This is a genomic window from Streptomyces sp. NBRC 109706, assembly GCF_000974485.1.
Taxonomy (GTDB): domain Bacteria; phylum Actinomycetota; class Actinomycetes; order Streptomycetales; family Streptomycetaceae; genus Streptomyces.
This window is the reverse complement of the sequence record NZ_BBOM01000004.1, coordinates 637,194-658,400: the sequence shown is the minus strand read 5'-3', so window position 1 is coordinate 658,400 and position 21,207 is coordinate 637,194. Positions and strand designations below refer to the sequence as shown.

The window sequence follows — 21,207 nt, the reverse complement described above, 5'->3', positions numbered from 1 at the left end:
CTCCACCCTCGGTTGTGGGCCGTGCACACGAGGCATACCCCTCCGTCGCCACCGGGTGACACGCCGGAGCGTCCGCTGCCCGGCGTGTCCACGATTCTGCCATGTCATGGGCTTTCCGATAAGCCGCTTGGCGCCGCCTCGACCAAGAGGAGACGGGATCGAGACCCACGACGACGCCTTGTCGCCGTCCGTCCAGCTACCCTTCCACTCGCATTCCACGCCCGGCCGCCACCGCTTCACCACCGCCGGACGTCCGCCGCCCCGAGCGCCGGCCGCGCGCGCCCAGGGCCGCGCCGGCCAGGGCGGCGGCCGCCAGCGCCGCCGAGGCGGACCAGGCCCCCTCGGCCGAAGAGGCCGTGTGGGCGGCGCGGTTGAGATAGAGCGTGCCGAAGGTGGCGACCCCGACCAGCATGCCCAGCTGGGTCATCATCACCGTCATCCCGGAAGCGTCCGCCGCGTCCTCGCGCCGCACCCGGCTCAGCGCCGCGTCCAGCGTCGGGCCATAGGCCAGGGCCAGGCCGACACCGGCCCCGGCGCTCAGCGCCACCAGCGCCGCCCCGCCCCCGCCGTCCCGCAGCACCACACCGAGGGCCAGCAGCGAACCCGCCGCCGACAGCAGTCCCACCGGCGGCAACGCCGGCCGCCAACCGGCCGGCAGCCGGCGCCAGTAGAGCGAGATCCCGCCGAAGGCCAGCGCGGTGGGCAGAAACGTCAGCCCCGCGCGCAGCGCGCCGTAGCCGAGTCCCGCCTGACTCTCCGGCCCCTGGATATGCAGGGCCAGCGCGAAGGTGAGACCGCCGTTGAGCGCCATCACCACGAAGATCAACGCCATCGGGCCCCCGGACGACACCAGCACCCGGGGCGAGATCAGCGGCGCCCCGCCCCGGCGGGACAGCCGGGTCTCGTGGGCCAGCAGCACCCCGGTCACCAGGGCGCTCGACGCCAACGCGGCCCAGCACCAGGCGGGCCAGCCCCACTCCTGCCCCAGCACCAGCGGCACCGTGCACAGCAGCACGGCGACCGCGAGCAGCGACAGGCCCGGCAGGTCCATCGAACGGGCCCGCTCCGCCAGCCGCGGCCGCCCCAGGGGCAGCACCCGCAGCCCGCCGACGAGCAGCAGCAGCCCGATCGGCACGTTCACCAGGAAGACCGGGCGCCAACTCCAGCCGAACAGGTCGGCGTTGATCAGCAGTCCGCCCAACAGCTGCCCCGCGGCGGCGCCCACCGCGATCACCGCGCCGAAGAGCGACAGCGCCCTGGCCCTGGCCGCCCCCTCGAAGGAACGTTGGATCAGGGCCAGTACCTGCGGGATCATCAGCGCCGCGGCCGCGCCCTGCAGCACCCGGAAGACGATCAACCACAGGTCGTCGCCCGCCAGTCCGCAGGCGAGCGAGAGGACGGTGAAGAACGCCAGGCCCACCAGGTAGAGCCGCCCGGGGCCGAATCTGCCGCCCAGCCGCGCGCCGGTGACCAGCAGCACCGCGTAGGCGATGGTGTAGCCGGCGACGATCAGCTGCAGCCGGCTGTCGGTGGCCTGGAGGTCGGCGCGCAGGGTCGGCGCCGCGACATTGACGATGAAGACGTCCAGCAGCGCCATGAACTGGCCGGCGAGCACGACGGCCAGCAGCCAGCCTGGCCGTGCCGGGCCGCCGGCCCGCCCGGCGGCGGTGCCGGTGCTGGTGGAAGAGCTGGTGGGAACGGTGGTCATGGCCCGAGCCTGCGACCGGCGCGATACCGGTAACGAGAGCCCGCCGATACTGGTACCGACAGCACCTGGCAGGGCTGGGGGGCGGCCCGCAGGCTGAAGGGGTGGCGACAACGATGGCGACAGGGCGCAGGAGAACGGAGTTGGCCGCGTTTCTCCGCGCGAGACGGGCCCGGGTGCGGCCGGCGGACGTCGGGATGCCGCCCGGGTTCCGGCGGCGCACACCCGGACTGCGCCGGGAGGAGGTCGCCCAGCTCGCCGGCGTGGGGGTCACCTGGTACACGTGGCTGGAGCAGGGCCGGCCGATCAACGCCAGCGCGCAGGTGCTGACGGCCGTGGCCAGGACACTCCGGCTGGACGCCGCCGAGCGGGAGCACCTCTTCCGTCTGGCCGAGGTGCCGTTCGCCCCCGAGGCGACCGTGGCGGTGCCCGGGGCCGATCTGGTCAGCGAGGAGGTGCGGCTGATCCTGGACGGCCTGGATCCGCTGCCCGCGGTGATCTACAACCAGCGGTTCGACGTGCTGGGCCACAACGCCGCCTATATGCGGGTGTTCGACCCGTTGGGCCGCTTCTCCGGGCGGGGGCGGAACGTGATGTGGATGATGTTCACCAGCTCGAAGGAGGACTGTCCGCTGCTGATGCGGGAGGACGAGCTGCGGCTGATGGTGGCGACGTTCCGCTCCGGCTACGGCGACCATGTCGGCGAGCTGGCCTGGGAGGGCTTTATCCGCGAACTCTCGGGCGCCAGCGCCGACTTCGCCGCGATGTGGGCGAGCGGCGACGTGGTGCCGCCGGGGCCCAGGGTGAAGACCTTCCGGCACCCCTCGGGGACACTGCGGCTGCGCTCGGAATCCCTGACGGTCAACGGGATACCGGACGCCCGGATGGTGGTCTATCTGCCCAGCGACGAACACAGCCGCCGACTGGTCGCCGGCGAACCCCCGAACGCCGCGCCCCCGGGGGCGTCCTGACGCCCCACCCCGAAGCCGCCGGACGCCAGACGCCGTCAGACGTCGTCACGCCTCGTCAGACGTCGTCGCCGATGACGGGCTCGGGGAGGGAGCCCGCGTTGTGTTCCAGCAGGCGCCAGCCCCGCACGCCCTGGCCGAGGACGGACCAGCAGCAGTTGGAGACGCTGCCCAGCGCCTCCCAACTGCTCGGCGCCAGGCCGAGCAGCCGGCCGATGGTGGTCCTGATGGTGCCGCCATGGCTGACGACCACCAGCAGACCGCCGGGCGGAAGCTTCTCCACCGCGCGCTCCACCACGGGCGCCGCCCGGTCGGCGACCTCCGTCTCCAGCTCGCCCCCGCCGCGCCGCACCGGCTCGCCGCGCTTCCAGGCCGCGTACTGCTCGCCGAAGCGGGCCTCGATCTCGGGATGCGTCAGGCCCTGCCAGTCCCCCGCGAAGGACTCCCGAAGCCCCTCGTCATAGGAGACCGAGAGGCCCGTGACCTCGACCAGCTCGGCGGCCGTGGCCGCCGTGCGGCGCAGATCGGAGGAGATGACGGCATCGGGCCGAAGGCGCGCCAACAGCTGGGCCGCGCGCCGCGCCTGGGCGACGCCCGCCTCGGTCAGCTCGATGTCCATCGTGCCCTGGAAGCGGTTCTCGACGTTCCACGCGGTCTGGCCGTGCCGCCAGAGCACGATCCGCCGACGGTCCTGGGCGCTCAGCGGGACTCACCACCCGCTGAACCGTCCGCCGAGCCACCGGCCGAGCCGTCCGCGCTCTCGCCCTCGGCCGCGCCCCGGCCACGGGTGGCCTTGGCGTCCTCGGGAAGCGGCAGCTCGGGGCAGTCCTTCCAGAGCCGCTCCAGGGCGTAGAAGACCCGCTCCTCGGAGTGCTGGACATGCACCACGATGTCCACATAGTCGAGGAGGACCCAACGGCCGTCCCGCTCGCCCTCCCGGCGGACCGGCTTGGCGTCCAGCTCGCGCAGCCGCTCCTCGATGCCGTCCACGATGGACTTGACCTGGCGGTCGTTGGGGGCGGACGCCAGCAGGAAGGCGTCGGTGATGGCCAGGACGTCGCTGACGTCGTAGGCGATGATGTCGTGCGCCAGCTTGTCGGCGGCGGCCTGGGCGGCGGCGCTGATCAGCTCGGTGGCGCGGTCCGTGGCGGTCACAGGTACGGCAGTCTCCTCGGTCTCAAGGGGTCGCCTCCGCCGGCGGCTCCCACCGCCCGCGCTGCCACGGGCGATGTCGTACTCGCGGCCCGACCCTGGAATCCCAGGGTCTCATGTCGCACTGACAGTCACCTCCCATAGTCCTCGCCCAGCACGATGGTCACATCGGCGGTGCCCGGCCCGTCGCCCTCGGTGACCACTTCCTCGGGCAGGCCCAGGGTTCTGGCCGCCTCGACCGCGATCTCCCGGTGTTCCGGCACCGAGTAGAGCACCTGGGACTCGGCCAGCGCCTCGTCCGCCGGCCGGCTGTCCACCACCGTCAGGCCGCCGTTGATCAACGTGATCCTGGCCGCCTCGCCCATGCCCTCGACCCCGCTCGCGTCCCGGATGCCGATCCGTGCCATGCCGCCGGGGTCGGCGTTGCTGACCGATCCGCCCAGCACCTCGTGCACCAGGCCGTCGGCGGTCGCGTCGCTGATGGTGCCGTCCTCCTCGACGGGCAGCTCGCTGGTCCGGTACTCGCCGAGCGCCGCGAAGGCCGCCAGCCGGGCCAGGCTGACGCCCAGCTCCTGCTCCGAGAGCGAGGGGTCCTGGATCTGCCGCAGCATCTCCATCGTGGTGACGGTCGCCGACTCGCTCTCCGGCAGCCGCTCCAGCACCGCCTGCATCACCTGCCCGAAGCGGTTGAGCTGCGCCGACTCGGGCTCGTCCGGCGCCCGGTAGGTGGCATAGGCGACGGCCGCCGGACCGTTGAGGGAGACGTTCTCGCCGGCCTCGACCAGCGGGCCCTCGTCCTCGTCCGAGCCCGGCACCTCGATATCGGTGCTGACGGTGATCCCGCTGACCAGGTCGACCAGGTTGGAGAGATAGGGCGTGCCCAGCCGCCAGGTGCCCTTGATACCGGCGCCCAGCAGCCCGCTCAGCGCCTCCCGCACCGAGCCGGCGCTCTCCTCGACGACGGCCTGTCCCAGCGTCATGCTGCCGCTGTCGGCCGTGACGGAGAGGTTGTTGGGGAGCAGCAGCGTGGTGCCGGTGCCGGCCGTCTCGTCGGCGACCAGCAGCGCGGTCGCGGTCTCCGGCGAGTCCACCTGCCGCAGATGCACCACGATCACATCGCGGCTCTCCGCCGCGGCGACGGGGGCCTCCTCCTCGGCGCCGAGGCCCGGGATCCGGTCGGTGGCCCAGAGGAAGCCGAGCCCGCCGACCAGCGCCAGCACCAGCGTGACGACCAGCAGCCGGCGCCGGCCGCGCCCTCGCCGCTTGGCCTCCTCGCGGCGCTCGGTGCGGCTCTCGCTGAACTTCAGCCAGTCGATGACGTCCTCGGACTCCTCGTCCTGTTCCTCGACGAAGGAGAACTGTTCCGTCCGGTAGTCGTCTTGTGGCTCGTCGAGAGCGTCCCCGCCGGCGCCGGGGCGTCGCTGCTCGGGCACAACGGCCGCCTCGGCGGCGGGCGTCGACGGCTCGGGCGGGGCCGGCGGGGCGGGCGGGACGGGGGACTGCTGCCCCGTGTCGTAGTCGGCGACGGGCTGGTAGCCGCCGTACTCGGCGGGATAGCCCCGCTGAGCGGTGGTGTCCTGGTCGGCGACCGGCTGGTAACCGTCGTAGCCGGTGGGGGCGGCCGGGGCAGTCGGGGCGGCCGGGGCGGCATAGCCCTGGTAGGCCCCCGGGGCCTGGTAGCCCTGGTGTTCCTGATAGCCCTGGTAGCCGTCGTAGCCCTCGTATCCGGGGTGCCCCGGGTAGCCGGCGTAGCCCTCGGCCGGCTGGGCCGGATAGCCGTCCTGGACACCCGGGGCCCCCTGGACCCCCGGGGTTCCCTGGACCCCCTCGTGACCGAGCGGCTGTTCGGGCAGGGGCTGGTAGAGCGGGCGCCCGTACTCGTCATAGCCGTAGATCTGCCCGTACGGCTGCTGTCGGTCGTTCACCAGTGCCGCCCTTCGGTCCGTGTCAGCGGGTGGGTTGCGGCGGGTCCCGGTAGAGGGCGCGCTTGTTGATGTAGCGCACCACGCCGTCGGGCACCAGATACCAGACGGGGTCGCCACGGGCCACCCGCGCCCGGCAGTCGGTGGACGAGATGGCCAGGGCCGGCACCTCGATCAACGAGACGCCGCCCTGTGGCAGGCCCGGGTCGGCCAGCACATGGCCCGGCCGGGTCACCCCGATGAAGTGCGCCAGCGAGAACAGCTCCGGGGCGTCACGCCACCCCAGGATCTGCCCCAGCGCGTCGGCCCCGGTGATGAAGAACAGGTCGGCCTCGGCGTACTGGGCACGCAGCTCGCGCAGCGTGTCGATGGTGTACGTCTTGCCGCCCCGGTCGATATCGATCCGGCTGACCGAGAACTGCGGGTTGGACGCCGTGGCGATGACCGTCATCAGATAGCGGTCCTCGGCCGGCGAGACCAACCGATGGCCCTTCTGCCACGGTTGACCGGTCGGCACGAAGACGACCTCGTCGAGGTCGAAGCGGGCGGCCACCTCGCTGGCGGCGACCAGATGGCCATGGTGGATCGGGTCGAACGTGCCGCCCATGACCCCCAGGCGCCGCCTGCCTTCGGATATCCGGTCTCGCATGACGGATGACCCTAGCGGTCGCGGTTGAGCCGGGTGGTGATCCAGAGCAGCAACAGCAGGCCGGCGAGCGCGCCCCCGCCGATGGCGTAGGCGTTCAGGCTGTCGTGCGCGCCTCCCTCGGAGGCGAGCGGCAGCACGGCCTCGGCGGCCGACGAGGACGGGACGAGGGAGGTGACGGCGGTGAACTGGGTCATACGACGGCCTATCCGGGAACGGGACGCTGGGACGTAGGGTCATGGTAAGCGGACGAGGTGGACGAAGCCTCTTGCCCCCACCCGTCCGTGCGGCCAGGGTGGGACAGTAGCCGCATCACGGACGGAGGGGGTCCCGGCATGACGGACAACACGGATGGCGCGGAGAGCCAGGGGGAGGCCGGCGCCGGCGAGTCGCCGGGCATCGAGCTGGCGAAGACCAGGCCGGGGGACGGACGCCGCCGCTTTCCCGGACTGTCCTCGCGCGCCTATGAACACCCCGCCGATCGTTCGGCGTTGGTGGCGCTTCGGAAACTGACCGGTTTTGACACGGTGTTCAAGGCGCTGAGCGGGATGCTGCCGGAGCGGAGCCTTCGGCTGCTCTTCCTCTCCGACTCGGTGCGGGTGGACGAGCGGCAGTTCGCCTATCTGCACGAGATGCTGCTGGACACCTGCGCCATCCTGGATCTGGAGCGGGTGCCGCCGCTGTATGTCACCCAGGATCCCAAGCCCAACGCGATGTGCATCGGGCTCGACCAGCCGATCATCGTGCTCACCACCGGTCTGGTCGAACTCCTCGACGACGAACGGGAGATGCGGGCCGTCATCGGCCACGAGGCGGGCCATGCCCTCTCCGGGCACGCGGTCTACCGCACGCTGCTGCTCTTCCTGACCAACCTGGCCGTCCGGGTGGCCTGGATACCCCTGGGGAACGTGGCGATCGCCGCCATCGTGACGGCGCTGCGCGAATGGTTCCGCAAGTCCGAACTCTCCGCCGACCGGGCCGGGTTGCTGGTCGGTCAGGATCCAGAGGCGTCCATGCGCGGCCTGATGAAGCTGGCCGGCGGCGACCATCTGCACGAGATGAACGTGGAGGCGTTCCTCGACCAGGCCAGGGAGTACGAGGCCGGCGGGGATCTGCGTGACTCCGTGCTGAAGATCCTCAACGTGCTGCCCCGCACCCACCCGTTCACCGCCGTGCGCGCCGCCGAGCTGCACGACTGGTCGAAGACCCGCGACTTCCAGCGGATCATGGACGGCCACTACCCGCGCCGCGACGAGGACGGCGACGCCTCCGTCAGCGCCTCGATGCGGGAGTCGGCGAGCCACTACGCGCGCACCGTCCGCACCAGCAAGGACCCGCTGTTCAAGCTGGTCAACGATGTCGCCGGCGGGGCCAGCGATCTCGGCGGCCGGCTGCGGGACTTCGCGACGGGACGCGGCGGGAGCAACGGCGGGGGCGGGGCGAACGGCGGGGGCCGGGAGTCCGGTTAGCGATCCGGGGCCCCGCCCCGGGCGACGTCAACGGTCGACGGTCAGCTCGCTCGGGGTGAGGGCCCCGCACAGCACGGGGCGGTCGGCGTCCAGCGCCAGCAGGTCGATTCCGGCGTTGACCTGCTGCGGAGCGGACTCGCCCGCCAGCAGCGGATGGAACTCCAGCGAGAGATCCACCTCGCAGGCCATCGGCCCGGCCAGCGTGTCGGCCTGTCTGAGCACCACGGTGCGGTCCCGCAGCTCCTCCTTGCCGAACAGGAAACGCACCTCGCGCTGCACCCCGAACAGCGAGGTGGGCCCGCCCAGTTCGCCGGGGGCGCGCAACGCGTAGACGAAGACATGCCGGCCGGCTATCTCCAGCACGTCCTCGGTGGCCTCGCCGAAGGTGAAGACGCCGCTGACCCGCACATGGGGATCGGCCAGCTCCACCCGCCCGGCGTCGAAGCGCACCAGCCAGTCGGTGGCCCAGGAGGCGCCGCCCTCGCCCACCAGCGCCTGGTCGAACTGCCGCTGCTGCTCCTCCCCGAGCAGCTGCCGGACATCCCCGTAGGCGCCACCGACCAGGACATCCGGGTTGAGGGCGCTGGCGGTCAGATACTCCTTGGCCAGGGTGAGGGCGGTCAGCACCTGCTCACGCGAGAAGTGCTCGGTGGAGTGCGGGTCGGGCAGGTCGAGACCGCCGGCCCCGACGCCGAACTCGCGCACCGGGCCGGTGCCGAACAGCGCCTCCACATCGATCTCGCCCGGCACCTCGCCGTCCGGCACCAGCGCCACGGCATGACCGGCGGGCCGGCCCGAGGCCAGCGAACGGGGCGACTGATAGGGGTTGTTGGCGCCGAGATAGATCGCCGCGGCGAAGGCCAGCAGGATGATCATCGCCAGCGCGAGGCCCTGTTTGGGCACCGCGCGGACCAGGGCGAGCCCCGGATCGGGCTCGCGGTCCCGGACGGCGACCGTGTGATCCGTCAGCCGCTCGTCGGCGGAGAACTCCTGGAGACGGGCAGCATTGACGAACGATTCGTCGAAGACGATCGATCGGTACTCCTCGTCCCCTGCTCCCGGAGCGCCCCCGGGAACACCTTCGGGAGGATCTGCTTGCCCGGCCACCCGTCCAGCCTAGGTCGCCGGGGAAGGCGCCAACAGCCCCCGCCGGTGGCGATTTGGCCACGTACCCGCAACGAGCGGCTTTCAGGGGCCCTCGCCCAGCGCCTCCGTATCGGCGAGACCGGCGTCGGCGACCGTCCGGCCCGAGACGTCCTCCGGCTCCCCCGGGTCCCCCGCCAGGCCCTCCGTGGTGCCGGCGGGCAGCGGCGGCGCCGGCGAGGGATCGCGGGAGCCGCCGGCGCGCTGGATCGCTATCAGGGTGAGCGCGATCACGCTCAGGCTCATCATCATCGCCAGCAGACAGGCCACGGACCGCTGCCAGGTCAGCGCGGGGCGCCGTCGTCCCCCCGGCGCGCGCGCCGGGCGCGGACGGGGCGCGCCCGCGCCGCCCCCGGAGGCAGGCCCGTCGGGGCGCCGGCCCGGCGCGAGGGGATCGGGCGGGGAATCGGCGTCCCCGGGGAGATAACGGGTGTAGTCGGAACGGTCGAAGCGGCCCTCGTCGTCCGCGTCGTCCAACCCGCCCAGGGCGTCGAGCCCGTCCAGTCCGCCCAGCGGATCCGAGGCGTCCAGCCCGTCGACATCCGTCGAGCCGCGCACCGGAAGGCCGTCCAGGGCCTCCAGGCCGCCGGGATCCAGATCCGGATCGCGGTAGAACGAGACGCCCTCGTCCACGCCCTCGGGGAACTCGCCCTCGGAGAGCTCGTCGTCGCCGAACCCGTCGTCGAAGCCGTCATCGTCGAAGCCGTCGTCGGCGCGCTCGGCATCGGAAGGCTCGGCCGCGTCGACGCCGGCCCGGCGCATCCGCTCGGCGGCGCTGGGCTCATGGATCTTCGCCGAGGCGACAAAGGCCTCGTCGAGCACCACGGCGGCGAACGCCTCTTCGGCGGCCCCCGAGTTCTGGCTGTCGGGCCCGTCACCGTCCGGGAACGGCGGGCCTCCCACGTCGTCCGGCACGCCTCCCAGCGTAGGCGGAAGAGCGCGACTCGGGGAGGCCCGCGCGGAATTCACCCTCTGGTGTGACCGTCGCCCGTCACCACATAGGTGGTCGAGGTGAGCTCCGGCAGCCCCATCGGGCCGCGCGCGTGCAGCTTCTGGGTGGAGATGCCGATCTCAGCGCCGAAGCCGAACTGGCCGCCGTCGGTGAACCGGGTGGAGGCGTTCACCATCACCGCGGCCGAGTCCATCCGGGAGACGAAACGGCGGGCGGCCGCGGTGTCCCGGGTGACGATGGCTTCGGTGTGGCCCGAGGTCCAGCGGCGGATATGCGCCACCGCCGCGTCCAGATCGGGCACCACGGCGGCGGCGATGTCATAGCTCAGATACTCGAAGGACCAGTCCTCGTCGGTGGCCGCCGCCACCTCGACGCCCGCCTCGGCGCCGGCCTTGCGCCACGCCTCGTCCCCGTGCACCGTCACCCCGGCGCTGGTCAGCGCCGCCAGCGCGGCGGGCAGGAAACGGTCCGCGATATCCGCGTGCACCAGCACCGTCTCGGCCGCGTTGCAGACGCTGGGCCGCTGCGCCTTGGAGTTGACCAGGATCTCCACCGCCATGTCCACATCGGCCAACGCGTCCACATAGACATGGCAGTTGCCGGTGCCGGTCTCGATCACCGGCACCGTCGACTCGCTGACCACGGTCCGGATCAACGAGGCGCCGCCGCGCGGGATCAGCACGTCCACCAGTCCGCGCGCCGTCATCAGCTCCCGCACCGAATCCCGGCTCTCCCCCGGCACCAGCTGCACCGCGTCGGCCGGCAGCCCGGCGTCGACCAGCGCGTCCCTGAGCACCGCCACCAGCGCCGTGTTGGAGGCATAGGCGGACGAGGAACCGCGCAGCAGCACCGCGTTGCCCGACTTCAGGCAGAGCGCGGCGGCGTCCACCGTCACATTGGGGCGGGCCTCGTAGATGATCCCCACCACGCCGAGCGGCACCCGGACCTGGCGCAGCTCAAGGCCGTTGGGGAGCGTCGAGCCGCGCACCACCTCGCCCACCGGATCGGGCAGCGCCACCACGTCCCGCACATCGGCGGCGATGGCGGCGATCCGCGCCTCGGTCAGGGTCAGCCGGTCCACGATGCTGTCCGGCGTCCCGGCGGCGCGGGCGCGCGCCACATCCCGCGCGTTGGCCTCGATCACCTCGGCCGACCTGGCCGTCAGCGCGTCGGCCACCGCTTCGAGCGCGGCGTCCCGCGCGGTGCGCGGCAGCGGCGCGAGGAGCGCCGCCGCCTCCCGGGCGCGGCGCGCGGTGGCGATGACCTGAGACTCCTGGGCGGTGGGTCCTGAGCTGCTCATGTCGGCATCGTAACCACCGCCCCGCACCCCCGGCACCGGCCGGCCAGCATGCGAACACCGGGGCGCCCGACGCGTCAGAAGGGGTGGACGCCCACCGGATGCGCGGGCGGCGGCCCATAGCCCTCCGAGATCCGCTGGTGGTACGTCTCCCGGCCGATCACCTCAAGGCCGACGATCTCCCAGGGCGGCAGCTTGGCGGTGCGCCGGTGTTCCCCCCACAGCCGCAGCGCGACGGCCGCCGCGTCATGCAGGTCCCTGGCCTCCTCCCAGTATCTGATCTCCGCGTGATCCTCCGCGTAGCGGCTGGTCAACAGGAACGGATGGTCGTCCGCCAGCCGTTCGAGCGCGCGCCGCACGTCGGACAGCGGAACCGCGCGGCCGGCCACGCTCAGGGTGATGTGCCACAGCCGTGCCGGCTGGTCGTCGACATCGCCCCGTGGTCGCTCACTGTGCGCGGGGGAGCCCCGTTCGCTGGCCGGCCGGCCTCCTTCGACGCTGGCCAGTCGTCTCACCGACAGCCTCCTGACATGGTGCGAAGTCGTGCTGGTTGTGCGGTCGGGTGCCGGCAGGGCACCAGGCACGAGTGGACCAGCTGGTCCCGGCGGGCGGGCGCTTTTCCCCGAACCTTCGGTGGAAAGGCTGGTCTTTCACAGATCCGGCACCGGCCGGCCAAGCCTCACGTATACAGCCCCCTCATCGTGCTTATGCCCGCAACAGCACCAGGTCATCACGGTGGACGACCTCTCTTTCATAGGCGGGCCCCAGATCGCGCGCCAGTTCCTTGGTGGAACGTCCGAGCAGCCTGGGAAGCTCCCGTGAGTCGAAGTTCACCAGCCCGCGGGCCACCGCGCGACCCGTTTCGTCCCGCAGCTCGATCGGTTCGCCGGCGACGAACTCCCCGCGCACGGCGACGATTCCGGCCGGCAGCAGTGAGCTGCCGCGCTCCGTGATCGCGGTCACGGCGCCCGCGTCGAGCACCACGGCCCCCGACGGCTCCGACGCGTGCGCCAGCCACAGGAGCCGGTTGGTGGAACGCCGACCCGTCGGCCGGAAGTAGGTGCCGGTCGCGGCGCCGGCCAGCGCGGACCCGACCTCGCCTGCCGAGGTCAGCACCACGGGAATACCGGCCTGGGTGGCGATGCCGGCGGCCTCCACCTTGGTCACCATGCCGCCGGTGCCGACCCCCGCCTTCCCGGCCCGGCCCACCCGCACGCCCGCCAGATCGTCGGGACCGTTCACCACGTCGAGCCGGCGGCTCCCGGGCAGCGCCGGATCGCCGTCGTAGAGTCCGTCCACGTCGGAGAGCAGCACCAGCAGATCGGCCCGCACCAAATGCGCCACCAGCGCGGCCAGCCGGTCGTTGTCGCCGAACCTGATCTCGTCCGTCGCCACCGTGTCGTTCTCGTTGACCACCGGCACCGCGCCCATCGCGAACAGCTGCTCAAGGGTGCGGTACGCGTTCCGGTAGTGCGCGCGCCGGCTGGTGTCCGCCGTGGTGAGCAGCACCTGCCCGACGCGGCGGCCGTAGCGGGCGAACGAGGAGGTGTAGCGCGCCAGCAGCAGCCCCTGCCCCACGCTGGCCGCGGCCTGCTGACGCGCCAGGTCGCGCGGCCTGCCGACCAGCCCGAGCGGCGCGAGACCGGCGGCGATGGCACCCGAGGAAACCAGTACGATCTGCCTTCCGTCCTGTTTCACCAGCACATCGACCAGTGCGTCCACCCGGTCGGCGTCAAGCCCACCAGCCGCCGTGGTCAGCGAGGATGAGCCGATCTTGACGACGATCCTGCGGGCGTCGGAGACGTCCTGCCGTGCCGCTGTCATGGCACCTTCCTGTCCGCGTTCATGTTCCCGTGCGCGTGGGTGTGCGCGTTCATGCCCCTGTGCGCACCTGTCGGCCGGCCCGGCGCCGCGCCGGCGGATATCCCGGGCCCGGAACGACCGCGCCTGAGCGCGCCCGGCCCCTTCGGTCGCCGTCGACCCCCTGCCCGGCCGTCCCCCGACCCCGTCCCAACTGGGAGTTCCCGTCGTCGGGCGGAGTCACGGAGCAGGTCGGCCCGCCGACCGTAATCTATGCCACCGCGCCGAGGCGGTGCCCGGCCGTTTCGTTCCTGGCGTCCTCACCCCACCACCCGGAAGGGTGAATTCCGCCCGCTTTCGGGCAACTCCCCGCGTTCTCTGCGATAGACGCATCGTTCCGTAGGCCAGGGCATCCGCCCTCCCCCTCCCCCCGCCCCGAACCGGAGCTGACTTCCTGTGGCTGCTGGACCGACGCTGCGCCGTGGCGTCCAAGGACTCGCCCTTGGCGCGCTACTGCTGCTCTTCTGCGCTCAGTTGGTGGGCGCCCAACTCCCCAACGGGCCACTGCTGTGCCTGGCCGGCGGCATCGGCCTCGCCCTCGATCTGGCGCTGCGCCGCTGGTGGCCCAGCACCCTGGTGCCGCTGGCCCGGGTGCGCTGCGACGAGACCGTGCGGCAGCTCATCCGCGATCTGCTGATCGTGCTGGGCCTGGCCCATCTCGCCGAGGTGTCGACGGCCGTCCGACTGCTGCTGGTCGCCGGCCTGTTGGCGTCCTACGCCGCGCACTTCCTCACCCGCGCCGTCGCGGTGCTGGTCCGTCGCTCCCGCACGCTGCCCGTGCTCACCCGCAATATCGACACCTCGGGGCTGCGGCTCACCCCGGCCCCGCCCCGGCTGCTGACCGGCGCCCACCGCCGGATGCCGCTGTTCGCCGTGCCCGGCACGGTCGGCATGCTGGCGACGGTCGCCACCGAGCGGGCCGCCTGGGGGCTGCTCGGCGTCGGCGTCTCGCTGCTGCTCTTCACGGGCGGCGCGCTGCGCCTGGCCAGCTGGCTGCTGCCGGCGCGCCGACCGCCGGGCGAGGAGGAGGTACTGACCTGGTTCCAGGGCTGGTTGGACTCCTACAAACCCCAGGTCGGGCTGTACTTCTCCGGCGGCTCGGGCACCGCCTACCAGGCCAACATGTGGCTCTCCACCATGGCCGCGCTGACCAACAACACCATGGTGGTGCTGCGGGAGCGGGCCATGGTCCAACAGCTGGCCCCCACCGAACTGCCCGTCGTCTGCCTGCCCAAGGTCGTCCATCTGATGCGGCTGGAGCACTCCACGCTCCGAGTGCTGATCCACCCGGCCAACGCCCCCAAGACGTCCCAGGTGCTGCGCATCCCCACCATCAAGCACGCCTTCGTCAACCACGGCGAGAGCGACAAGCTCTCCAGCTGCAACCCGTACGCCAAGGTCTACGACCAGGTGTGGGTCGCGGGCCCCGCCGCGCGGGAACGCTACGCGCTGGCCGATGTGGGGGTCGACGACCGGGACGTCGTCGAGGTCGGCCGCCCCCAGCTCGCCCCCATCCACAGCTACACCGGGCCGCCGCCCGCCGACGGCCCCGTCTCCGTGCTCTACGCCCCCACCTGGGAGGGCTGGACCGACGATCCGGGCAACACCTCGGTGCTGCTCGCCGGCGAACAGCTGGTCCGCGCCCTGCTGGCCGACCGGCGGGTCAGGCTCCTGTACAAACCGCATCCGATGACGGGCTCCGTCGACCCCAGGGCCGGCGCCGCCGACGCCCGGATCAGGGCGCTGGTCCAGGCCGCCGAGACGCACCGCGCGGCGGCCGCCGCCTCCGCCGCCGAGCCGGACCGGCGCGGCGCTGCGCTGCTGCGCCGCGCCGGCGGCCCGGTCGCCGAACGCGGCGCGCTGGCCGCGACCCGCGCCCCGCACCAGGACCAGACCACCCGCGAACTGGCCAAGCGGACGGCCCGACTTGACGAGCTGACCAACGCCGGCGGCGGCCGCCCGGCCTGCGACGATCTGGAACGGATGATGTGGCAGTCGGCGCCCGACCCGGGCCGCGCCGAGGCCGTGGCGGCGGCGGCCCGCGCCTGGCGGGCCGCGTTCTGGGCGGCCCAGCCGCCGGAGGGCCACCTCGTGCTGACCGGGCCGCGCCCGGACCTGTACAGCTGCTTCAACCAGGTCGACCTGCTGATCTCCGACGTGTCCAGCGTGGTCGCCGACTACCTGGCCGGGGTCAAGCCCTATGCCGTGGTCAACACCAGCGGCCTGGACGAGGCGGAGTTCCGCGCCGCCAACCCCACGGTCCGCGCCGCGACCGTGCTCAGCCCCGACGCGCGGGAACTCCCCGAACTCCTCGCCTCCGTCGTCGACCCCCGCCGCGACCGCCTCGCCAAGGCCCGCCACGACCTCCGCGCCTTCCTCCTCGGCCCCACCGACCCCCCGCCCCAAACCCGCTTCCAACAGGCGGTCGACACCCTCCACACCCTGGCGACCGCGCGGCGCGTGCGCTGAGCCGGTGCCCACGGCTCCGGGTCAGGTCGCGCCGTCCACGATCCGCCACAGGTTGTCGGGCGACCCGTCGTCCGACGCCTGTACGGCATGCGCGCCGGCCTCGGCCGAACCGCCGAGAACGCCGAGCAGCTTGCCGCTGTTGGCATTGCGGATCTTGTAGGTGCCGTCGCCCTGGTCCAGGGTGGTCCAGCGGTGGTCCGCCGTGCCGGTGTCGGACCACTGGAGCACGGGGGCGTCGTCCGCGACGGACATGTCGCGCACCCCGAGCACCTTGCCGCTGTTGATGTTGCGGAAGGTGACCTCGCCACCGCGCGGAAGGATCTCCCAGCGATGGTCGGCGGTGCCGGTGTCGTGCCACTGGACGGCCAGGGCACCGTCCGCCGTCGACATCCCCTCGATGCCCAGCACCAGGCCGCTCGCGGCGTTCACCAGCCGGACGGCCGACGGGCCGCCCTGCCCGCCGGTGCGCCAGTACACGGTGTAGTTGTGGCGGTGGGCGTCGTGGAACGGGCCGAGGGAGACGGACGAGCCGTCGGCGGTCGCCGTGAAGGCGAGTGCGTCCTGGCTCGTCCTGGCGATCGAGGAGACCTCCAGGGCCGGCAGGCCGCCCGGGTCGCTGTCGCCGTAGTCGCCGGAGAGCACCACGGGGCCGTAGGCGACGGCCGCCACGTCGCCGTCGTCGTTGGCAGGCCGCAGGGTGATCTCCATGGGCAGGTGAACGGTGACGGTGTCCCCGTCCGACCAGGTGCGGGTGAGGGTGGCATAGGTGCCGGGGGTGGTGGACACGTCCTGCGTCTCGCCGTTGACGCCGATGGTGGCGCCCGTCGTCCACCCGGGTATCCGAACCCGCAGCGACCACTCGCCGGTGCCGGCGATCTCCAGCGTGGTCGTGTCGCCGACGGGGAAGGACGTGCTCTGGGTGACGGTGACGCCCCGCTCGGACCAGTCGAGGACCGAGGGCACGAACAGGTTGACGGTCAGCGCCTCGTCGGTGTGGAAGTACACCGAGTCCATCAGCCGGGTGTGCATCTCGATGCCGGTGCCCTGGCAGCACCAGAAGCTGTCGTAGTCCGTGCTCCAGGTGCCGCCGCCCCAGGCGGGGCCGACGCCCCGCCGGCCGCCCGGGTTGAGCGGGGTGAAATACGTGACATGGCCATGGGCGCTGGAGGGGTCCTGCTGCCCGATCATGTGGTTGAGCCACGCCTGCTCGTAGAAATCAAACAGCTCCACCCGGTCCGGGTCCAGGGCGTACAGGTCCCTGGTCAGTTTGAGCATGTTGAAGGTGTTGCAGCTCTCGCAGGCGTCCTCGGCGAGATAGCCGGCGATGGCGTTCGGCGGCCGGAAGTGCTCGGCCTGGCTGTTGCCGCCGATGGCATAGGTGTGGGCACCGACCGTGAAGTTCCACGCGTTGGTGGCGATGTCCAGATAACGGGACTCCCCGGTGGCCTGATATTCCTTGACCGCGCCGATCCACTTGGGCACCTGCGTGTTGGCGTGCAATCCGCTGAGCTGGTCCTGTCCGGCGGCCAGCGGATCGAAGACGGCGGCATGGTCGAAGCGCCGGGCGACCGTCAACCAGCGGTCGTCACCGGTCTCCTGGTGGAGATCGGCCAGCACGTCGTTCATGCCCCCGAACTCGGTGGCCAGCATGGCCTGACGCTGCTGTTCGGAGAGCCGCCCGGTGCGGAAGTCGACCCAGCCGGCGAGCGCCAGCGCCACCTCACGCGCCTGCTCGACGCCGAGCAGCCGCCACACGTCCAGCAGACCGGCCAGGGTCTTGTGGATCGTGTAGTACGGAACGTTGCCGTTGGAGAGCGTGCGCTCCTCCAACGCGTCGAAGTCGGACTCCGGATAGCCGCACAGATAGCCCTCGTGGTACCCGACGCTCCCGTTGTTGGCCTGGCAGGCGGCGAGACCGGTCACCATCGTCTCCGCCCGCTGCCGGAAGACGTCGTCCCCCGTGGCGGCGTGCGCCCAGGACCAGGCACTGAGGAAGTGCCCCTGCATATGGGTGCGGAACGGGAAGTCCGGCGCGTCCCACCCTCCGTTGGGGGAGGCACCACCGGTGGACAGGCCGTGGTTGGCCCGGAAGTTGTAGAGAAGCCGCTCGACATCGACGAAGCGGAGGTACTCCGCCGTCCGGTTCTGGTTGTCCAGCCAACGGCTCTCGGTCAGCCGGACGCGGCCCGGGGGAAACGGCGACGCGGCGGCCTCGACGAGGGCGGCCGGGGCGGCGGCCGTGGCGCGGGCGGACGAGATACCGACGACGGGCACGGCGGCGGTGGCGACGGCGGCTTGCAGCAGCCGCCGCCGACTCGGGGAGAAGGACATCTCTGCACTCTTTTCGGCTCGGGTCTCGACTCGGGTTCCGAACTCAGGTTTTCGGCAGATGAAGGCCGAAAGTGGGGACTGAAAAGCGGTAACTTCCATACGAGCCAGGCCCGGCCGTGGTGAGCGCAGACCATTTTTACGTGGCCACAGCGCGTTGGCAATCCCCTGTTTCCAATGAATTAACAGGTCCATCCCGCTTCGTCTGTCCCGCGCGGAAATGCCGGCACGGGACAGACGAAGACGCCACGCCGCTCCGAAATCCCGAACGAAAGCCCTGCGATTCGATATCACGAACACCGGGCAGGAGATTCGGGGTCAAACCGGGTTAGGAATTTCGGTATCTCGAACGGCGGACCCGTGCCGCTTGCCGGCCGAACCGCCCTCCCGCTCAACAGAAGGTGGCCTCCGGGCGGTCGCCGTTGACGAGAAGGGGAAGCATGCGTCGCTGCCCGGCGGCGACGATGGCGTACTGGTAGAGGGCCGGCGGCTCGTGCAGCTCCCGCAGCGGCACCCAACTCGACCCGTCCTTGGGCGCGTTGGACGGCACATCGGGAAGGACCCCGCCGTTCAGGACATAGGCGAGCCCGTTGAGGTGTCCGTTGTCGTCGGTGGTGGGGGCGAAGGCAAGGACCTCGGACAGGGCGCGGTCACAGCCGGTGGAGTCCATGAGAAGTTCGCGGGCGGTGAGGATCATGCAGCGTCCGTCGGGGAGCCGGCCATGAGGCAGCACCCAGCCGTCGTCGACTCCCTCGTGCGAGCCGCGCACCATCAGCACATGGTTGGTCTGGGTGGTGGCCAGGATATGGAAGGTGATGGGCAGGCTGGAGCGGACGATCGTCGTATGCATGACTTCCCTTTAATCAGTTGGATGGTTGACAGGTCAGTTGACTAACTGGAGTCCGGGCAGCAACCCGGCCAGGGCGGTGAGCAGGCACATCAACCCGACGAACACCGGCCCTGCGATTCCGCCCCCGTCGTTCGCGGGCGGCGTGGCCGGCGGATGGGGGCGGGGGACGACCCGCCAGTGCCTCTCCGTCCGGGCGAGGAAGAGCGTGTGATCCGGTTTGTCCTGTGTGTGATGAATGCACCAGACCGCTATCGGGAGTGGATCGTCGTCGAAGAGCGGGGACTTGGCCTCGCACGTCATGCACTCCACTCCGTAGATGCCCTCCGGCACCCCCGGTCCGCGTTCCTCCGTCAGCACCCAGTCCGCGCCCTTGACGATCTCGGTCATCCCGGATCCCCCCTCTTCGTCTCGCGGTTCGCTGTCGTTTGCGCCAGCCGGGCGCCGAACGCGGTACGCGCCGCCCGCCGACGCCGCCCGGTGACGGGCGGGTTGTCCGTCGCCGTCACCGGTCGGTAGAGCGGCGACGCCCGGCCGTTCCCGTCTCTCGGCGTCATTTCGGCGGCCTCCGCGAAGTCCCAGGCCATGTCGTGGAGTTGCACCAGGCACGGCCGACACGCGTACAGCGGGGCGTTGACCCCCACGCTGGTGACGCACCCGATCCACAGCACGCTCGCGACCCGATGTCCGCAGAAGAACCAACAGGGCCCGGACACCCAGATGTCACCCTCCCTCCGGCCCGGCACCGGAAGCAGGAGCTCCCAGTCAACGGGTGCCCCGGCCGGCTCGTTCACCGTGCGCCCCGGCTCGCGACGGGGAAGCGGAGCCAGACCGATTTCCCCTCCCCCCGGCGGGCAAAGCCCCACTCCTGGACCATCTCGCCCAGCAGCCAGAGGCCCCGCCCGGACTCCGAACTCCAGTCGGCGACACCGGCCTTGGGCTCCTGAGGCGAGTGGTCGTCCACGGAGACGCAAACAATTTCACCCTCACGAGTGATTCTCAGTCTGCAGCGGGGGTCGTATGCCACATGCTTGGTGACATTGCACAGCAGCTCGCTCACACCAAGCCGCGCCAGCTCCACTGCCTCAGCGTCACCACCGAGCCGCTGCACAACAACCGCCGCGACCGCCCGCCAGCGCTCGATCTCCCGCACCCGAGCCGTTAACTCCCAGGTTTAGACGCCCTGTTCAGCGGTGGGATGAGGAATGATGACCACTGGACACCTCCCGGAGCCGGCGCACGACGCGCGCATGGGTGGGCAGACGAGATGAACGCCCCGTAACCGTGCGAGCGCTCCGCGTCGTGAGACAGAATGACCCGAGGGGCACTCGAATTGCAATACCGCCCCAGAGTGAAATTGCAGCTAGGGTCGACAAGCCGCCAGCTCTTGTCGCACACTGCCGGCATGACGACTGCGAGCCCGGTGGTCCGACGCCGCCGACTGGGACAAGAGTTGAAGCGCCTTCGGGAGAACGCCAACCTCAAGTCAGCCGAGGTGGCAAAGAAGTTGAACTGGACCGCCTCGAAGATGTCCCGCACGGAGACGGGACGCTGGGCGCCCACGCTGGCCGATGTGACCGCGTTCCTCGACCTCTTCGAGGTGCAGGGGGAGGAGCGGGAGAAGCTGCTCAAGCTGGCCAAGGAGGCGCGAAAGAAGGGCTGGTGGCAGCTCTACACCGACATCCCCTACTCGACCTATATCGGCCTCGAAACGGAGGCCAGGACCATCCTGACCTACCAGCCCGTCGTCCCTGGCCTCTTCCAGACCAGCCGCTATGCGGAGGCGGTCAACCGCTCCACCGTGCCCGGGATGAGCGATGACACGGCCGAGCAGCGGCACGATGTGCGGTTGCAGCGCCAGGAGTTGCTCAAACTGGCCAACCCGGTGCAGATTCGGGCCGTGATCGACGAGTCGGCCATCGCCCGGGTAGTGGGCGGGCCCCAAGTGATGAAGGAACAGCTCGGCCGGCTGCTGGAGCTGGCGAGCCAACCCAACATCCTGCTCCAGGTGATCCCCTTCTCCAACGGTGCCCATCCGGGGACACTGGTGGGGCCGTTCGTCATCCTCCAGTTCGAGCATCAGGAGGACGCGGACGTGGTGTATGTCGAGTCCAACAGCGATCCGTATGTCCGCGACAGCGAGCGCTACGAGTTGCTGTTCGACAACCTGCGAGCCAACGCGGCCAGCGTCTCCCAGACGCTGGCACTCATCAAGAACAGGATGTCCGAGCTATGAACAGCGGAACGGGCCAGTCCAGGGACCTGGCCCACGCCACCTGGCGCAAGCCTCTCAGGAGTCAGGGCAACGGGGAGTGCGTCGAGGTCGCCGACGGCTACCCCGGCGCGATCCCCGTCCGCGACAGCAAGAACCCCGGCCCCTCACTCGTCCTCCCGACGCACGCCTGGTCGACCTTCATCGACCACCTCAAGCACTGACCCACTGACCGAG

General features: G+C 71.4%; 20 protein-coding genes. 5 read left to right on the top strand and 15 right to left on the bottom strand.

What is annotated here, in order from left to right; genetic code table 11:
* Window positions 1–196 precede the first annotated feature (196 nt).
* Window positions 197–1,708 (bottom strand): MFS transporter, encoded by a 1,512-nt coding sequence (locus AOM46_RS02575; protein WP_067225844.1) that lies wholly within the window; start codon window positions 1,706–1,708, stop codon window positions 197–199.
* Between the two features lie 113 nt (window positions 1,709–1,821).
* On the opposite strand from AOM46_RS02575, the gene AOM46_RS02570 reads away from it, so the two are divergent.
* Window positions 1,822–2,676: a helix-turn-helix transcriptional regulator gene (locus AOM46_RS02570; protein ID WP_062204929.1), complete on the top strand. Its 855-nt coding sequence runs from the start codon at window positions 1,822–1,824 to the stop codon at window positions 2,674–2,676.
* Window positions 2,677–2,731: 55 nt separating this feature from the next.
* On the opposite strand, the gene AOM46_RS02565 is transcribed toward AOM46_RS02570, so the two are convergent.
* From AOM46_RS02565 to AOM46_RS02545, 5 genes are all read right to left on the bottom strand, one after another.
* Window positions 2,732–3,349 (bottom strand): histidine phosphatase family protein, encoded by a 618-nt coding sequence (locus AOM46_RS02565; protein WP_199823907.1) that lies wholly within the window; start codon window positions 3,347–3,349, stop codon window positions 2,732–2,734.
* A 23-nt stretch (window positions 3,350–3,372) separates the two neighbouring features.
* On the bottom strand, window positions 3,373–3,828 hold the full coding sequence (rsfS, locus tag AOM46_RS02560; protein WP_062204924.1) for a ribosome silencing factor: 456 nt from the start codon (window positions 3,826–3,828) through the stop codon (window positions 3,373–3,375).
* A 128-nt stretch (window positions 3,829–3,956) separates the two neighbouring features.
* Window positions 3,957–5,750 carry an LCP family protein gene (locus AOM46_RS02555; RefSeq protein WP_062204922.1) on the bottom strand — a complete coding sequence of 598 codons (1,794 nt, stop codon included), beginning with the start codon at window positions 5,748–5,750 and terminating at the stop codon, window positions 3,957–3,959.
* Between the two features lie 22 nt (window positions 5,751–5,772).
* Window positions 5,773–6,396, bottom strand: coding sequence for a nicotinate-nucleotide adenylyltransferase (gene nadD / locus AOM46_RS02550; RefSeq protein ID WP_062204918.1), 624 nt, complete (start codon window positions 6,394–6,396; stop codon window positions 5,773–5,775).
* An 11-nt stretch (window positions 6,397–6,407) separates the two neighbouring features.
* Window positions 6,408–6,590: a hypothetical protein gene (locus AOM46_RS02545; RefSeq protein WP_062204904.1), complete on the bottom strand. Its 183-nt coding sequence runs from the start codon at window positions 6,588–6,590 to the stop codon at window positions 6,408–6,410.
* 138 nt (window positions 6,591–6,728) lie between these two features.
* On the opposite strand from AOM46_RS02545, the gene AOM46_RS02540 reads away from it, so the two are divergent.
* On the top strand, window positions 6,729–7,862 hold the full coding sequence (locus AOM46_RS02540) for a M48 family metallopeptidase (RefSeq protein ID WP_078856399.1): 1,134 nt from the start codon (window positions 6,729–6,731) through the stop codon (window positions 7,860–7,862).
* 27 nt (window positions 7,863–7,889) lie between these two features.
* Here AOM46_RS02540 and AOM46_RS02535 read toward each other — a convergent pair whose 3' ends face one another.
* The 5 genes from AOM46_RS02535 to proB all read right to left on the bottom strand — a co-directional run bounded on the left by AOM46_RS02535 (window position 7,890) and on the right by proB (window position 13,078).
* The gene (locus tag AOM46_RS02535) at window positions 7,890–8,969 is read right to left on the bottom strand and encodes a hypothetical protein (RefSeq protein ID WP_062204901.1); all 1,080 of its coding nucleotides are present in this window, start codon (window positions 8,967–8,969) and stop codon (window positions 7,890–7,892) included.
* Between the two features lie 81 nt (window positions 8,970–9,050).
* Entirely contained in the window at window positions 9,051–9,920 is an 870-nt protein-coding gene (locus tag AOM46_RS02530) for a hypothetical protein (protein ID WP_062204898.1), read from the bottom strand.
* A gap of 50 nt (window positions 9,921–9,970) precedes the next feature.
* Window positions 9,971–11,257 carry a glutamate-5-semialdehyde dehydrogenase gene (locus AOM46_RS02525; RefSeq protein ID WP_062204895.1) on the bottom strand — a complete coding sequence of 429 codons (1,287 nt, stop codon included), beginning with the start codon at window positions 11,255–11,257 and terminating at the stop codon, window positions 9,971–9,973.
* Between the two features lie 74 nt (window positions 11,258–11,331).
* The gene (locus tag AOM46_RS02520; protein WP_370592627.1) at window positions 11,332–11,769 is read right to left on the bottom strand and encodes a hypothetical protein; all 438 of its coding nucleotides are present in this window, start codon (window positions 11,767–11,769) and stop codon (window positions 11,332–11,334) included.
* A 190-nt stretch (window positions 11,770–11,959) separates the two neighbouring features.
* Window positions 11,960–13,078 (bottom strand): glutamate 5-kinase, encoded by a 1,119-nt coding sequence (gene proB / locus AOM46_RS02515; RefSeq protein ID WP_062204892.1) that lies wholly within the window; start codon window positions 13,076–13,078, stop codon window positions 11,960–11,962.
* Between the two features lie 432 nt (window positions 13,079–13,510).
* Between proB and AOM46_RS02510 the strand changes: the two genes are divergently transcribed.
* Entirely contained in the window at window positions 13,511–15,583 is a 2,073-nt protein-coding gene (locus AOM46_RS02510) for a hypothetical protein (RefSeq protein ID WP_158920212.1), read from the top strand.
* A 21-nt stretch (window positions 15,584–15,604) separates the two neighbouring features.
* On the opposite strand, the gene AOM46_RS02505 is transcribed toward AOM46_RS02510, so the two are convergent.
* The 4 genes from AOM46_RS02505 to AOM46_RS02485 form a co-directional block, all read right to left on the bottom strand.
* Entirely contained in the window at window positions 15,605–17,914 is a 2,310-nt protein-coding gene (locus tag AOM46_RS02505) for a beta-L-arabinofuranosidase domain-containing protein (RefSeq protein WP_062204887.1), read from the bottom strand.
* A gap of 388 nt (window positions 17,915–18,302) precedes the next feature.
* Window positions 18,303–18,761 carry an NUDIX hydrolase gene (locus tag AOM46_RS02500; RefSeq protein ID WP_062204884.1) on the bottom strand — a complete coding sequence of 153 codons (459 nt, stop codon included), beginning with the start codon at window positions 18,759–18,761 and terminating at the stop codon, window positions 18,303–18,305.
* Between the two features lie 33 nt (window positions 18,762–18,794).
* Window positions 18,795–19,148 (bottom strand): hypothetical protein, encoded by a 354-nt coding sequence (locus AOM46_RS02495; protein WP_062204880.1) that lies wholly within the window; start codon window positions 19,146–19,148, stop codon window positions 18,795–18,797.
* A 400-nt stretch (window positions 19,149–19,548) separates the two neighbouring features.
* On the bottom strand, window positions 19,549–19,911 hold the full coding sequence (locus AOM46_RS02485) for an ATP-binding protein (RefSeq protein ID WP_062204875.1): 363 nt from the start codon (window positions 19,909–19,911) through the stop codon (window positions 19,549–19,551).
* Window positions 19,912–20,163: 252 nt separating this feature from the next.
* Between AOM46_RS02485 and AOM46_RS02480 the strand changes: the two genes are divergently transcribed.
* Window positions 20,164–20,994 carry a helix-turn-helix transcriptional regulator gene (locus AOM46_RS02480; RefSeq protein ID WP_067225841.1) on the top strand — a complete coding sequence of 277 codons (831 nt, stop codon included), beginning with the start codon at window positions 20,164–20,166 and terminating at the stop codon, window positions 20,992–20,994.
* The gene (locus AOM46_RS02475) at window positions 20,991–21,194 is read left to right on the top strand and encodes a DUF397 domain-containing protein (protein WP_062204870.1); all 204 of its coding nucleotides are present in this window, start codon (window positions 20,991–20,993) and stop codon (window positions 21,192–21,194) included. Before AOM46_RS02480 ends, AOM46_RS02475 begins: the two co-directional genes overlap by 4 nt.
* Window positions 21,195–21,207: the final 13 nt, after the last annotated feature.